Consider the following 14,183-nt stretch of genomic DNA (forward strand, 5'->3'; position numbering starts at 1 on the left):
GAAGCGGGCCATGATAAGGGGGAACATGCCGTGTCGTCTGTACGTGCGCGTATGCACGCGTATGGTCAATGGGGGTCGCAGGGCGCTGGAGATCCGGGGGCAGATCCCTTTTCGATGGGAAAAGGGATCTGACTCCAGCCGATGATCAGCAGAACAGCTGCAGGACGTCCAGATCACCGTCGGCGAGGAAATCCACGCACAGGCCGACCAGCATCAGCACGCCGGCGGTACTGGCGCCATGGGCGATGAAGATCGAATGCGCCAGCGCGCGCGCTGAACGGCCCAGCTTCATGCAGACCCGGGCCAGATTGCGAAGGCGGCCACTGACCGCATGCACATGCTCGCGCACCGGTGCCTGAACATCGCCCATCGCCTCGGCCATCATCGCCTGCAGGTGCTCGGGGCGGTCGGCGTAGTACTTGGCGACGCCGTAGCCGAACATCAGCCAGTCGCGGGCCTGCGCTTCAGCCAGGTCCATCACTTCCAGCGGATCTTCCTCGAAGTCGATGAAGCCTACTTTCTGGCCGTCCCAGGTGAGATTGCGCGGCAGCGGCTGGCCGAAATAGGCGCCACGCGCATGCGCTTCGGCGATGGCCAGCATCGCTGCCATCACCAACCGGTCGCGACCGGCCTCGTCGGCTTCGCGCAGGCAGGTATTGAACGAACTGCCGTTGTCGCCGATCACCAGCGCGGCATGACCGGTACCCAGCACATCGGGCACGTTCACCCCCTGCGCCTGCAGTTCAGCCAGGCGACGGGCTTCGGTTTCGCGTGCAGCGTCACCGCCGCGATGCGGTGGCGGGCGCAGGGCATCGAGATGGAAACGGCGGGCAACAAAATTGAGCAGGCCCAGGGCCAGCGCCCGGCTTCCCTTGCCGTACTGCTTCAGCCAGGCACGTTGCCCTTCGATGACGATGGGCTCAACCATGACAGGTCCTCCTTAAACGCGTTACGGCCCCAGAGGGGCCGTAACGACAGACTTCACGTTGTCGTAACTTGCACTATCAATAGCGCAGCAGGGCCGAACCCCAGGTGAAGCCGCCGCCGAAGGCTTCCAGCAACAGCAGCTGGCCGCGCTCGACCTTGCCCGATCGCACTGCAGCGTCCAGCGCCAGCGGCACCGAGCCGGACGAGGTGTTGCCGTGCTGATCAACCGTGACCACGACCTGTTCCATCGACATGTCCAGGCGCTTGGCCGTGGCTTCGATGATGCGTAGGTTGGCCTGGTGCGGAATCAGCCAATCCAGGTCGGACTTGTCCAGGCCGTTCGCAGCCAAGGTCTCGTCCACGACCGAGTCCAGCGCCTTGACGGCGTACTTGAACACATCGTTGCCCTTCATGTTGATAGTGCCACCACCGTTGGCGCCGCCCTTGAAACCGGTCGAGACACCCACCGGGTTCCACAACAGCTCCTTCTTGCTGCCATCGGAATGCAGGTGGGTGCTGAGGATGCCGGTCTCTTCGTCGGCCTTGAGCACGACGGCGCCGGCACCATCACCGAACAGCACGCAGGTGGTGCGATCGTTCCAGTCAACCATGCGGGTCAGCGTTTCGGCGCCGATCACCAGCACGTACCGGCAGTCGCCGGAACGGATGAATTTGTCGGCCACGCCCAGCGCGAACACGAAACCCGAACAGGCCGCGTTGACGTCGAAGGCGGGGCATCCGGCCACACCGAGCTTGGCCTGGATCAGGCACGCGGTGGACGGGAAAATAAGGTCAGGGGTGGTCGTACCGACCACGATCATGTCGAGCTGCGAAGCGTCGATGCCGGCCGCTTCAAGTGCGCGCAGCGCGGCGTTGTAGCCGAGATCGCTGGTGGTTTCGCCTTCGGCCGCGATGTGCCGTTCACGAATGCCGGTGCGCGACTGGATCCACTCATCCGAGGTTTCGACCATTTTTTCCAGGTCGGCGTTGGTCAGGACTTTTTCCGGCAAATAGCTACCGGTGCCCGCGATCCTCGAATAGATCCGCTTGCTCATCATGTTTCCTGTTGCGCAGGCCGCCGATCACCGGCAAGCCCGGGAAAGAAGGCAAAGGCCGCTGCCCTGAGGCAGCGGCCTTCCCGGCACATCAATCTTCTTCGACGGCCGAGGTCTTGGTCTGGATGACCTTCTTGCCGCGGTAGAAACCATCGGCAGTGATGTGGTGACGCAGATGCACTTCGCCGGTGGTCGGGTCGGTCGACAGCTGCTTGGCGCTCAGGGCGTCATGCGCACGGCGCATACCGCGGCGGGACGGGGTGACACGGGATTTCTGGACAGCCATGGGATTGCTCCAAACTCGGTTCGTTTTTGCTTCGTCGTATCGTCGCGCAGGACGCCAGCGCCCAGCACACTTTCGCTTTCGCCGCAGCCGCCGACGACAATCCGGCTGCTATTGTTTCTTCAAGGCCGCCAACGCCGCAAACGGGTTGGCCTTCTTTGTTTCTTCTTCGCTCGGTGCCCAGTCCTTGTCGACTGCTTCACCGTCGGGCGACAGCGGTACCACCGGCACCGCCAGCACCAACTCGTCTTCGACCAGGTCCAGGGGACGCAGCTGGCCATCTTCCGGCACCAGCAACGCCTCGTATTCCTCCGGCAGGGACGATTCCTCGTCCTCGTCGCGGATCAGGCCAAGCCTCTGGGTCACCTTCACCGGCAACAGGAATCGCTGCATGCTGCGCTGACAGGTCAGCGGCAACGCGGTGTCGATGGTCAGTTCCACATAGGATACCCGCAAGATGTCGTCGCGACCGAATTCAAGCGAGTAGACACACTCACCGTCGGTATCGGCGACCAACCCCTGCAGGCGGGTCAATTCAGCCAGGGAGACCTGACCGTCGAAGCGCCTTCGCGCTACAACCATCCGCCAGGCATCCAGCGTTTCGGGCACGTTCGCGGACATAAGCCGCTGAATACTAAGGATCGGGGCGGCGGCTGTCAAATGCCCGCCATACAGGACTTGCCGCTGGCGTCGCGGACGGGCCAGACTGCCGCGCCCTGCCCCGGTATTGTCGCATGCCGCTGATCCTGGCCTCCACCTCCCGCTACCGCCGTGAACTGCTGCAACGGCTGGGCCTGCCCTTCGACTGCACACGCCCGGACGTGGATGAAACCCCGCTGGACGGCGAGGCCCCGCTGGCCCTGGCCACGCGCCTGGCAGCCGCCAAGGCCGCCGAGGTGGCTGCCCGTCATCCCGACGCCTGGGTGATCGGCTCCGACCAGGTGGCCGACCTGAACGGCCAGCCGCTGGGCAAGCCCGGCACGGTCGAGGCGGCCCGCGCGCAGCTGAAGGCGATGTCCGGGCACACCGTGCGCTTCCATACCGCCATCAGTCTCACAGGTAACGGAGAATCCTTCACGGCGATCGACCTGACCGAAGTGCGTTTCCGCGCGCTGGGCGAGGACGAGATCGCCCGCTACGTGGCCGCAGAACAGCCACTGGACTGTGCCGGCAGTTTCAAGTGCGAGGGCCTGGGCATCAGCCTGTTCGAGGCCATCGACAACCGCGACCCGACAGCACTGGTCGGACTGCCGCTGATCGCGCTGTGCGGGCTGCTGCGCAAGGCGGGATACGCGGTGCCCTGAGGGCTTCCGCCAACCTGTAGAGCCGAGCCCATGCTCGGCTGCTTTTCCCTGGCCACCTGCCCTATGGAGCAGAAGCAGTCGAGCATGGCTCGACCCTACAAAAGCAGGACTCAACGAACTTCGAACGGCTGCTCCTGCCACTCTTCCACGCTGCCATCGTTGCCATGCAGGCGCAGGCCCAGCCAATGCCGGCCCGGTGCCAGAGTGGCGGTATCCAGCGACGCATCGAAGCCCACCGCCGGATGCCGCGGGTCGGTGCTGTCCGGCCAGGTGTGGCGCACGTCGAACACACGCCCGTACTGCGCGTCACCGATAGAGCGGCCATCGACCAGCACCTCGACACGCGCCAGGCCGACGCCATCCTTGAACGCCCAGCCCTTGACGGCAAGCGTGCCCGAAACCTTTTCACCGTTGGATGGCGCATCCAGCCACGCCATCGCCGGGGTCACGCACGGACCCGCCGCCCGCTGTGCCGGCAGGCGGAACAGCAGGAAACGCTGGAACCCATGGTCGCTGCTGACCACCCGCGGCGCGGGCAACGGCCCGACCTGTTCACAGATGGCGTGATAGCGCGCCAGCAGATCGCGGTAACGCTGGTCACTGGGCGACAGCACCAACAGCATCGGCGCCGCACGCTCGCCCTCGTGCAGCAACCCCCACTGCGCCAGCTGCGCGGTACGGCCATGCTTGTCGTTGAGCGGATGCGGCAGCACCTCGATATCACCATTGCCCAGCTGGAAGCCCAATTCGGCCCCGACCTTGAAGTTGCCGGCCAGCACGCGCGTGCCGGCCGGCATCTGCTGCAGCTCATCGCGCACCGCCACCGCCAGCGACTGCCAGCCGGCGAAGTTGCGCGGGTAGTACTTGCTGCCCGCCAGCTGCTCACGCAGCGAAGGCGTGGATGCCATCAGGTAATAGCCGAATGCCAGCACCATGCCGGTGCCGGCCAGCCACCAGCCGGTACGGCGCAGCCAGCGCGGCCAGCCGTTGAGCACCACCGGCACCGCCACCAGCAGCGCCAGATAGCCCGGCAACGGCCAGTGGAAGCTGATCCGCTCGACGTCGGTGAAGAACCCCAGCAGGAAGATGCCAAGCGTTGAAACACCACCGACCAGGCCGAAGTAACGCCACTGCACCCGCGCGCCGCCACCACTGCGGGTGCCCGCCAACGCCACCTTCCACATCGCGATGCACAGGATCGGCGTGACCAGCATCGGCTGGATCAGCAGGAACCACAGCCCAGCCCATTCGAAAGTCCAGGGATGGCGCTCGACCACCTGGAACTTCAGGCCGGCATCGTGATTGTCCGCATTCCACGCCAGCAGCGGCAGCCAGGCCAGCACGCCCACTGCGAGCGCCACCCATACGCGTGGATCAGCCAGCATGCGCCGCCCCTGCGGCAACGCCAGCAACGCAATGAAGCCAACACCGATGACGCCGATGAAGCGGTAGTGGCTGAGCGCACCGATCATCAGGCCCAGCGCCAGCTTCATCGCCGAAGACGCATCGACGCTGTGCAGCAGGCGCGCGCCGGCGTGCAGGCAGATCAACGCCGCCAGTGCCATCGGCACGTCCGGCACCGCCAGCAGCCCCAGCGTGGCCGACAACGGCATCAACAGTGTCAGGCTGCCGGCCTGCCATCCGGCCACGTTGCCGAACCAGCGCGTGGCGATGCGCGCCACCAGCAGCGGCAGCAATGCACCCATGGCCAGGAACGGCAGGCGCAGCGCCAGGACGTGGTGGCCGCCGATCTCCACGCCGAGCCGTGCCAGCCATGCGGTCAACCCGGGCAGATCGGAATAGGCAGCCGCCAGATGCTGGCCTTCCTGCCAGTAGAACGCCTCATCGACAAACAGTGGCAGGCGCGCGGCCACCACCAGCTTGGCCGCTGTGACCAGCGTCCATAACCAGAGAAATATCGTTCGTGCGCGCTGTTCGCCTTGCATCGCTCTATGGATAATCAAGTGGATTCCAGAACTGAGACGATCATGCCAGCTTCGTCCCCCAACCCCAGCATGCTAACCGATCAATTGCGACAGGCCCTGCGGGAGGCACAGGATCAGGTGAACGCACTGGTGCTGGGCAAGGTGCCGGAAGTCAGGCTGGCTTTCGTCGCGCTGCTGTCCGCTGGGCACCTGCTGATCGAGGATCTGCCCGGCCTGGGCAAGACCACGCTGGCACATGCACTGGCCAGCAGCCTCGGCCTCAGCTTCCAGCGCGTGCAGTTCACCTCCGACCTGTTGCCCGCCGATGTACTGGGCGTCTCGGTGTATGAAGCGGGCAGTCGCCAGTTCCAGTTCCATCCCGGCCCGGTGTTCACCCACGTACTGCTGGCCGACGAGATCAACCGCGCACCACCGCGCACGCAGAGCGCACTGCTGGAGGCAATGGCCGAGCAACAGGTCACCCTGGATGGACAGACCCATCCGCTGCCCGATCCGTTCTTCGTGATCGCCACGCAGAATCCGGTGGACCTGTCCGGCACCTTCCCGCTGCCGGATTCGCAGCTGGATCGCTTCCTGCTGCGGCTGGCGATGGGCTACCCCAGTGCCCAGGCCGAACGCGAGCTGCTGCGTGGCAGTGATCGCCGCGACCTGATCGCACGCGCGGTACCGAAGCTGGACGATACCCAGGTGCGTGAACTGCGCGATGCGGTTGGCCAGGTGCATGCCAGCGACGCACTCATCGACTACGTGCAGGCGCTGCTGACCCGCAGCCGCCAGCACGCCGGCGTGCGCGTCGGCCTGTCACCGCGTGCAGGCCTGGCCCTGCTGCGTGCGGCCAAGGCACATGCGCTGCTGCTGGGCCGCGGCCATGTAGTGCCCGAAGACGTGCAGACCCTGTTCGTGGCAGTGGCCGGCCACCGGCTGGTGGCGGAGGCGGAATCCAGCTCGGGGCCGGCACTGGCGCGTGCGATCCTGCAGACCGTCGCGGTGGACTGAGCGTGACCACACGCTGGGCACGCATGCAGCTGCTGGCTCGGCCACGCAGGCCCGAAGCCTTGCCGCAGCGACTGGACCGTCATCGCATCTACGTGCTGCCGACCCGCTTCGGCCTGTTCGTCGCCACTCTGTTGGCGGCGATGCTGCTGGGCGCTCTGAACTACAACAACAACCCGGCGCTGCTGCTGGCCCTGCTGCTGGCGGCCGCCGCGATCGCCAGCGCCATCGCCGCTCACCTGCAGCTGTCCGGCGTGCAGATCGATGCGATCGCCGCCGAGCCGGTACCGGCCGGGCAACCGTTGCGCCTGCGCGTGGACCTGTCGCTGCGCGATCCGCGCGCGCGCCATGGCCTGCACCTGCAGCTGGGCGACAGCGAAGCCTGGACCTCACTGCCGGCACACGGTCGCGGTGAGGTGGAACTGGAGGTACCGAGCGAACGCCGCGGCTGGCTGGAGCTGCCGCGCATCCGCCTGTCCACCACCCAGCCACTGGGACTGGTGCGGGCGTGGTCGTGGGTGTGGCCGGAACAACCGCTGCTGGTCTATCCACTGGCCGAGACAACCGCACCTGCACTTCCGGAGAGTGGCAACGACCCCCTGCACACGCGTGCCCATGCCAGTGGCGAGGAACTGCATCAGCTGCGCCCCTACCGCGCCGGCGACGCGCCACGCAGCATTTCCTGGAAGCACTCCGCGCGCCGCGACAGCCTGCTGGTGCGCGAGTATGAAAAGCCGATCGGCATCGAAGTGGTGCTGGATTGGCGCATGCTGGCACCGCTGGACCACGAAGCACGCATCGCGCGGCTGGCGCGCTGGGTCGGCATGGCCGAACGCGAGGGGCGACGCTACACCCTGCTGCTGCCGGCGCATCCACCGTTCGGCCCCGGCCAGGGTGCCAACCATCACCACCTGTGCCTGCGCGCGCTGGCGCTGATGCCCCATGGCTGATCCCCTCGATCAACTGGACCGCAGCACGCGTGCCTGGACGTTGGCCTGTGCGGCGCTGGCCCTGCTGCCACTGCTGCTGCAGTTGCCACCGCTGCTGGCGGTAGTGATCGCGATCGCTGCGATGTTGACCGCTGCGCTGTCCTGGCGACGCGTGCTGCCGATGCCGGTGCGCCTGCTGCTGGTGCTGGGCATGCTCGCCGCCATTGTCTGGCAGATGGGCATGGTGCGCCCCGGTCGCGATACCGGCTGCGCTCTGCTGGCGGCGATGCTGGCGATCAAATCCAGCGAACTGCGCAGCCTGCGCGACGCGCGCAGCCTGCTCGGCTTTGCGCTGTTTGCTCCGTTCGCCGCATTCCTGCTCGACCAGGGACCACTGACCACAACCCTGGCCGCGCTCGCCGGTGTCGGCACGCTGCTTGCGCTGCAACGCCTGGCACATGATGAGGGCCGTGCCGGCCGCCTGCCGTTGCGCGGACAGCTGCGCAGTGTCGGCCGCCTGCTGGCGATCGGCCTGCCGCTGGCTCTGGCCAGCTTCTGGCTGTTCCCGCGCCTGGCCACGCCGCTGTGGGGTGTTCCCGAACGCGCGGTGGGCACGCCGGGGCTGTCCGACAGCATGGAGCCCGACCAGTGGCTGGACCTGATGGCCGACGACACCCCGGCGCTGCGCGTGCAGTTCTTCGGCGCGGTGCCGGAACCGGCGCAGCGCTACTGGCGAGGCCCGGTGCTGACCGCCTTCGATGGCCGCCGCTGGTCGCGCGATCGCGCCAGCGCGCGAAGGCCGGCCGCCACGGTCGAAGCCAGCGCGCAGGGCTGGGATTACCAGATCGACTACGAGCCGACCGATCGCCGCCAGCTGGTGGCGCTGGACCTGCCCAGCCGCGCCCCCGAGGGCAGCACGCTGGACGCGGACATGAGCCTGAGCAGCGAGCGTCCGCTGGCGTCGCTGAGCCGATGGCGCCTGCACTCGGCCCCGCCCGCACGGTTCGACAGCACCCTGTCACCCTACCTGCGTCGTGCGGCACTGCAGCTGCCCGGCGGCTTCAACCCGCGCACCGCCACCCTGGCCCAGCAATGGCGGCAGGAGGCCGGCGCCGACGACGAGGCCATCGTCCGCCGCGCGCTGCAATGGATCACCCGCGACTTCTCCTACACGCTGGCCACGCCCCCGGCAGGGCGTGATCCGGTCGACGAGTTCCTGTTCGGCTACAAAGCCGGCTTCTGCCAGCACTTCAGCTCGGCCTTCGTGGTGCTGATGCGCAATGCCGGCATTCCGGCACGCGTGGTGACCGGCTTCGCGGGAGGTACCCGCAACCGCATCGGCGACTACTGGGTGCTGCGGCGGATGGACGCCCATGCCTGGGCCGAGGTATGGCTGCCGCAACGCGGCTGGGTGCGGGTCGACCCGACCGCTGCCGTCGCCCCCGAACGTATTCTCGACACCCTCGACGATCGCCTGCAGGCCGGCACCGACACGCCGATGCAACAGCGCTGGCTGCAACTGGGGCAGATGGGCGACTGGCTGCGCCGCGGCTGGAATGACCTGGTGCTGTCCTTCGATGCGCGCCGCCAGCAGCAGCTGCTCAAGCCGCTTGGGCTGGACGACCTGGGGCCGGCACAGCTGATAGCCGGCTTCGTGACGGCCGCGTTGATGGCGCTGGCGTGGATGGCCTGGCTGCTGGCCCGCGGCGAACGCGAACGTGATCCGCTGCTGCGCGGCTGGCACCGGCTGGGTCGCCGCTACGCCCCCCTCGGCCTGGCCCGCGAACCGCATGAAACCGCACAGGACTGGGCGCGTCGGGTACATGCCCGCCGCCCCGATCCGGCACTGCTGGCACTCAGCCAGCGTTTCGCCGACGCGCGTTACGCTGGAACTTGCACCGAGCTCGCTTCATTATTGCGGGACCTGCGCAGGCATCGCCCGACTTCCGGAGCCTCCCCATGAACACCAAGTTCCTCCTCACCGCTGTGGCCACGCTGGCCCTGTCGGCCTGCGCCACGGCCCCCAAGCCGCTGCAGGGACAGTTCAGCCTGGTCTCCCCGCGCGACTCGGTCGCCACCCAGCAGGTCGGCACGCCCGTCCGTTGGGGCGGCCGCATCATCGAAACCAAGCCCGGCCAGGGCGAGACCTGCTTCCAGATGATCTCGCGCCCGCTCAACGCCAGTGGCCGCCCGAACACCACCTCGTCCGACGCCAGCGACGGCCGCTTCATCGCCTGCCGCGCCGGCTTCTACGACCCGGCCGTGTTCGAAGCCGGCCGTGACGTGACCTTCATCGGCAAGATCGACGGCTACCAGAACACCCGCATCGGCGACTATGACTACCGCCTGCCGAAGCTGTCGGCCGATGTGATCTACCTGTGGCCGGAACAGCGCCAGGTCGATGTGGTGCCCTACCCCTATGGCCCGTGGGGCCCGAGCCCGTATGGCCCGTACTGGGGCGGCTATGGTCGCTGGGGCTGGTGGTGATCGTCACCGTACAGGCATGACGGAAAAGGCCGCCCTCGGGCGGCCTTTTTTCATCCACGCATGGCATGGATGCCGTGCGCTCAACGCCCCGGCGTACCGAAATGCCCCAGCTGCCCACCGGCCAGCAGGTGCATGTGGATATGGAACACGGTCTGCCCGGCGTCCTCGCGGCAGTTCATCACGATGCGATAGCCATCCTGCGCAAAACCCTCGCGGCGCGCGTACTCGGCAGCGGCCAGTGCCAGTTTGCCGATCAGGTGCGCCTGCGACGGCTGCAGATCGTCCAGGGTCGGAATGATTTCGTTCTTCGGAATGAACAGCACGTGCACCGGCGCCTGCGGTGCGATGTCCTTGAAGCCCAGCACCTCGTCATCCTCGTAGACGATGGTGGCCGGGATCTCGCGACGGATGATCTTGCTGAAGAGGGTTTCGTTGCTCATGGTCGGCCTCGGCGGGGATGTCTCCCGCATTGTAGGCCGGCCGCGCCGGACGATGCCCGGCCAGCGCTCAATCGCGGAATTCGCTGCGCGTCCCGAACGCGTGCGACAGCGTGCCGCGATCAACGTATTCAAGTTCGCCGCCGAGAGGCAGGCCCTGCGCAAGGCGGCTGGGCTGCACCTTGCGTGCGCGCGCCAGCTGCGCCAGGTAGTGCGCGGTGGCTTCGCCCTCGACAGTGGCGCTGGTGGCGATGATCAGCTCCTGCACCTCGCCTTCGGCCAGCCGCCGCTCCAGCTGCTCCAGGCCCAGCTCGCGCGGGCCGATGCCATCGAGCGGCGACAGCCGCCCCTGCAGCACGAAGTAGACACCGCGGAAACCGGTGGCGTTTTCGATGGCCAGGCGGTCGGCCGGCGATTCGACCACGCACAGCTGGCTGCGTTCGCGGCTGCTGTTGGCGCAGGTCGGGCACAACTCGGTTTCGCTGAAGTCGCGGCACTGCGCGCAGTGGCCAATGCGTTCCACCGCCAGCGACAGCGCTTCAGCCAGGCGCTGGCCACCTTCGCGCTCGCGCTCGAGCAGGTGGTAGGCCATGCGCTGCGCGGTCTTCTGGCCCACGCCAGGCAGCACCCGCAGTGCGTCGATCAATTGTTCAAGCAGGGGTGCGGACACGGCGGCATGCTTTGATGGCGTCGAGCGAGCTCGACGGCTACGTGTAGAGTCGAGCCATGCTCGACTGAGGGTTGCAGCGGGCGCCTGCAGCAACAGGCGCCCCGCCAAGCATCAGAACGGCAGCTTCATGCCCGGCGGCAGCTGCATGCCGGCGGTGGCCGAGCCCATCTTCGACTTCGACTCGGCATCGATCTTGTTCGAGGCATCGTTGAATGCGGCAGCGATCAGGTCTTCCAGCATCTCCGGGTCGCTGGCCAGCGACGGGTCGATGCGTACCTTGCGGCATTCCTTGGCGCCGGTCAGGGTCACGCTGACCATGCCGCCACCGGCGCTGCCGGTCACTTCGATCTTGGCGATTTCTTCCTGGGCCTTCTGCAGGTTTTCCTGCATCTTCTGGGCCTGCTGCATCAGTTGGGCGATGTTGCCGCGCATAGTGTCTTACTCGTCAAAAGAACGGATGGAATCGGAAACAACCCGGGCACCGTGCTGTTGGATCAGCACCTGCACTTCCGGATCGTCCATGAAAACAGCCTCTGCCACCTGCTGCCGTTCGCCACGCTGGCGATCGGCACGCTGATGCAGGGTCTCGGCCGGAACGTGTTCGGTTTCCACGGTCTCGACCACGATCTTCGGCGCCTGGCCGAGGGCCTTCTCCAGCATTTCGCCCAGCGCAGCCAGCGCGCGCTCCGAGCGCAGGTATTCAAATCCGGGCGAAAGGCCCAGTTTCAAGGTCCCGCGCTGGCAACTGATGAAGGCGGCGTTGGCGGCCAACTGCCGCGACGGGCCGCTCAGGCCACTGTTGGCGACCAGGTCCAGCCAGTCCTCGGCGCTGGCCAGTTCGCTGACACCGTCCTGCGGCGCGGGATCACGCACCGCAGCGGGCTCGGCCGGCGCGATGGCGATGCCCTCGGCACGGAACGGGCGCTCCAGCTCGGCAGGCTTCGCTTCGACCGGTGCTGGCACCGGGGCCGGTGGCTCATGCCAGGGCGCGACCATCGCCGCATCCGGACCCGCCAGTTCGGCGGCCAGCGCCTCGTCACGGGCCTCGGCTTCGTCGGTGGCCCACGGCGGCAGGTCGTCGGTCGCCGCTGCATCTGTGGCCGGCGTCGGCGTTGGAGCCTCCGCGGCGGCCTTCACCGGCGGCGGCGATTCGGGTTCCTGCACTGGAACCGGCTCGGGTTCCGGCGTCGGATCCGGCTCCGGTTGCGGGGCCGGCTCAGGTTCGGGTTCAGGCTCGCGTGGTGCGGCCTGCACGGGCACTGCGACGGCGACCGGACTGGCCGAAGCAGCAGCGGCGGCAGGCGCGGACGATGCCTCCTGGCTGCCAACGCCACCACCGGCCGTGTTGCCACCCGGTGTACCGCCGGCCGCACTTTCAACTGTCTTCGGCACCGACGGCACCGCCGCGGCCGGGCGGAACGCCAGCATCCGCAGCACGGCCATTTCGAAGCCGGCGCGCGGACTCGGCGCCAGCGGCAGGTCACGACGGCCGTTCAAGGCCATCTGGTACCAGAGCTGGACCACCTCCGGACGCAGGCGCTCGGCGAACACCGTGGCGTCCAGGCCTTCGGCGGCAGCCGCAGCGCCCGGCACCAGCTGCTGCACCTGGATGCGGTGCAGGCCTTCGGCCAATGCTTCCAGCACGCCACTCCAGTCCGGCGAGAACTCGGCCAGCGCGGCCACCACCTGCAACAGGCGCGGGCCATCGCCCTCGGCCAGTGCGTCGAGCATTGCCGCCACCTGGGTACGGTCGACGGTGCCCAGCATGGTGCGCACCACATCCTCGCGCAGCGCGCCGCCGGCATAGGCAATCGCCTGGTCCAGCAGCGACAGGCCGTCGCGCAGGCTGCCATCGGCGGCCTTGGCCAGCTGCACGAGGGCGCTGCCGTCGGCCTCGATTTCCTCAGCCGCCAGAATGCGGGTCATCTGGCCCTGGATCTGATCCTCGTCCAGGCGCTTGAGGTTGAACTGCAGGCAGCGGCTGAGCACGGTGACCGGCAGCTTCTGCGGGTCGGTGGTGGCCAGCAGGAACTTCACGTGCTCCGGCGGCTCTTCCAGCGTCTTCAGCAGCGCGTTGAACGCCGCCTTGGACAGCATGTGCACTTCGTCGATCAGGTAGACCTTGTATTTGCCACGCGAGGGCATGTACTGCGCGTTCTCGATCACCTCGCGCACGTCATCCACGCCGGTGTTGGACGCGGCGTCGATTTCCAGCAGGTCGATGTAGCGGCCGGCGTCGATGTCCAGGCAGGCCGCGCACTGGCCGCATGGGTCTGCGCTGGTGCCCTGCTCGCAGTTGAGCGACTTGGCGAAGATGCGCGCGATCGTGGTCTTGCCCACGCCGCGGGTACCGGTGAACAGGAACGCATGGTGGACCCGGCCGCTGTCCAGCGCGTTGCTGAGCGCACGGACCACGTGTTCCTGGCCCACCAGCTCGGCAAAACGCTTCGGACGCCACTTGCGGGCAAGGACGAGATAGGACATCAGGCCACCGTTTTCCATCGGATGTTCCATTGTGCCATGCCTGTCCAGCCCCCTCGCCTCCGGCGCGTCCTTCGCAGGTTCCTGACTGGGGTGCTTGTGAAGTGTCGCGCAGCCCGCTAGAATCTGCGCCCCTGCTGAGGCGTTTGCCGATGGCAGGGATCCGGAGAGGTGTCCGAGTGGTTGAAGGAGCACGCCTGGAAAGTGTGTAAGCGTCTAAACCGCGCTTCGGGGGTTCGAATCCCCCTCTCTCCGCCAGATAACTGAAAAAGGCTGCCCTTAGGGGCGGCCTTTTTCAGTTATCTGGCGCGGGACGCGAAGTGCGCTGCGCGCGCTTCGCCCCAAACGTTGCTGCGCAACCTTTGGGCCCCTCCCTTTGCCGGCCTCTCCCCGCCCCTGTCGGGGCAGCCCCTCAACAGAGGGGCTTGTTCCTCCAGATACGCGACATACACGGACAGACCGCCGCAGGCGGGTCCCGGGGCGCAACGCGCGCCGGGATCGGGGCATGGATGCACCCGACAATCCCCTCTCCCCGCCCCTGTCGGGGCCCCCCTCAACAGAGGGGCTTGTTCCTCCAGCCGCATCAGTAGATCCACACCATGCGTGGATGCCTCGGCCCGGTCGAAACGACTATCCGCCCATGCCCCAGCCTACCGCTGCCCCCGTCCCCA

14 protein-coding genes and 1 tRNA gene are annotated in these 14,183 nt (G+C 67.2%); 6 read left to right on the forward strand and 9 right to left on the reverse strand.

What is annotated here, in order from left to right:
• Positions 1-145: 145 nt before the first annotated feature.
• The 4 genes from AC0Z6F_RS17610 to AC0Z6F_RS17625 form a co-directional block, all read right to left on the reverse strand.
• Positions 146-928, reverse strand: a complete 783-nt coding sequence (locus tag AC0Z6F_RS17610) for a BUD32 family EKC/KEOPS complex subunit (RefSeq protein WP_012510216.1) — start codon at positions 926-928, stop codon at positions 146-148.
• Positions 929-1,004: 76 nt separating this feature from the next.
• Entirely contained in the window at positions 1,005-1,982 is a 978-nt protein-coding gene (locus tag AC0Z6F_RS17615) for a beta-ketoacyl-ACP synthase III (protein WP_004146896.1), read from the reverse strand.
• Positions 1,983-2,073: 91 nt separating this feature from the next.
• Positions 2,074-2,268, reverse strand: coding sequence for a 50S ribosomal protein L32 (gene rpmF, locus AC0Z6F_RS17620; RefSeq protein WP_004154640.1), 195 nt, complete (start codon positions 2,266-2,268; stop codon positions 2,074-2,076).
• Positions 2,269-2,376: 108 nt separating this feature from the next.
• Positions 2,377-2,886 (reverse strand): YceD family protein, encoded by a 510-nt coding sequence (locus tag AC0Z6F_RS17625; protein ID WP_004146886.1) that lies wholly within the window; start codon positions 2,884-2,886, stop codon positions 2,377-2,379.
• Positions 2,887-2,999: 113 nt separating this feature from the next.
• Between AC0Z6F_RS17625 and AC0Z6F_RS17630 the strand changes: the two genes are divergently transcribed.
• Positions 3,000-3,569 (forward strand): Maf family protein, encoded by a 570-nt coding sequence (locus tag AC0Z6F_RS17630; RefSeq protein ID WP_100467910.1) that lies wholly within the window; start codon positions 3,000-3,002, stop codon positions 3,567-3,569.
• A 110-nt stretch (positions 3,570-3,679) separates the two neighbouring features.
• On the opposite strand, the gene AC0Z6F_RS17635 is transcribed toward AC0Z6F_RS17630, so the two are convergent.
• On the reverse strand, positions 3,680-5,515 hold the full coding sequence (locus tag AC0Z6F_RS17635) for a glycosyltransferase family 39 protein (RefSeq protein WP_485618007.1): 1,836 nt from the start codon (positions 5,513-5,515) through the stop codon (positions 3,680-3,682).
• 42 nt (positions 5,516-5,557) lie between these two features.
• Here AC0Z6F_RS17635 and AC0Z6F_RS17640 point away from each other — a divergent pair, with 42 nt between their 5' ends.
• Genes AC0Z6F_RS17640 through AC0Z6F_RS17655 form a run of 4 tightly spaced genes read left to right on the forward strand, consistent with a single transcriptional unit; the run spans position 5,558 to position 9,924 of the window.
• A complete protein-coding gene (locus AC0Z6F_RS17640; RefSeq protein ID WP_012510214.1) occupies positions 5,558-6,511 on the forward strand; it encodes an AAA family ATPase in 954 nt (317 codons plus the stop codon).
• 23 nt (positions 6,512-6,534) lie between these two features.
• Positions 6,535-7,458, forward strand: coding sequence for a DUF58 domain-containing protein (locus tag AC0Z6F_RS17645; RefSeq protein ID WP_485618008.1), 924 nt, complete (start codon positions 6,535-6,537; stop codon positions 7,456-7,458).
• A complete protein-coding gene (locus AC0Z6F_RS17650; RefSeq protein ID WP_012510212.1) occupies positions 7,451-9,400 on the forward strand; it encodes a transglutaminase TgpA family protein in 1,950 nt (649 codons plus the stop codon). The genes AC0Z6F_RS17645 and AC0Z6F_RS17650 overlap by 8 nt, the downstream gene beginning before the upstream one ends.
• A complete protein-coding gene (locus tag AC0Z6F_RS17655; protein ID WP_012510211.1) occupies positions 9,397-9,924 on the forward strand; it encodes a Slp family lipoprotein in 528 nt (175 codons plus the stop codon). The genes AC0Z6F_RS17650 and AC0Z6F_RS17655 overlap by 4 nt, the downstream gene beginning before the upstream one ends.
• Before the next feature lie 80 nt (positions 9,925-10,004).
• On the opposite strand, the gene AC0Z6F_RS17660 is transcribed toward AC0Z6F_RS17655, so the two are convergent.
• The 4 genes from AC0Z6F_RS17660 to dnaX all read right to left on the reverse strand — a co-directional run bounded on the left by AC0Z6F_RS17660 (position 10,005) and on the right by dnaX (position 13,533).
• Positions 10,005-10,364: a histidine triad nucleotide-binding protein gene (locus tag AC0Z6F_RS17660; protein ID WP_004146872.1), complete on the reverse strand. Its 360-nt coding sequence runs from the start codon at positions 10,362-10,364 to the stop codon at positions 10,005-10,007.
• A gap of 67 nt (positions 10,365-10,431) precedes the next feature.
• On the reverse strand, positions 10,432-11,031 hold the full coding sequence (gene recR, locus AC0Z6F_RS17665; RefSeq protein WP_012510210.1) for a recombination mediator RecR: 600 nt from the start codon (positions 11,029-11,031) through the stop codon (positions 10,432-10,434).
• A gap of 111 nt (positions 11,032-11,142) precedes the next feature.
• Entirely contained in the window at positions 11,143-11,463 is a 321-nt protein-coding gene (locus tag AC0Z6F_RS17670; RefSeq protein WP_004154630.1) for a YbaB/EbfC family nucleoid-associated protein, read from the reverse strand.
• Between the two features lie 6 nt (positions 11,464-11,469).
• Positions 11,470-13,533 carry a DNA polymerase III subunit gamma/tau gene (gene dnaX / locus AC0Z6F_RS17675; protein WP_485617998.1) on the reverse strand — a complete coding sequence of 688 codons (2,064 nt, stop codon included), beginning with the start codon at positions 13,531-13,533 and terminating at the stop codon, positions 11,470-11,472.
• A gap of 144 nt (positions 13,534-13,677) precedes the next feature.
• On the opposite strand from dnaX, the gene AC0Z6F_RS17680 reads away from it, so the two are divergent.
• Positions 13,678-13,770 (forward strand) — tRNA-Ser (locus tag AC0Z6F_RS17680).
• Positions 13,771-14,183 lie beyond the last annotated feature (413 nt).

The organism is Stenotrophomonas sp. 1L-E-5-B-C3, assembly GCF_057292075.1.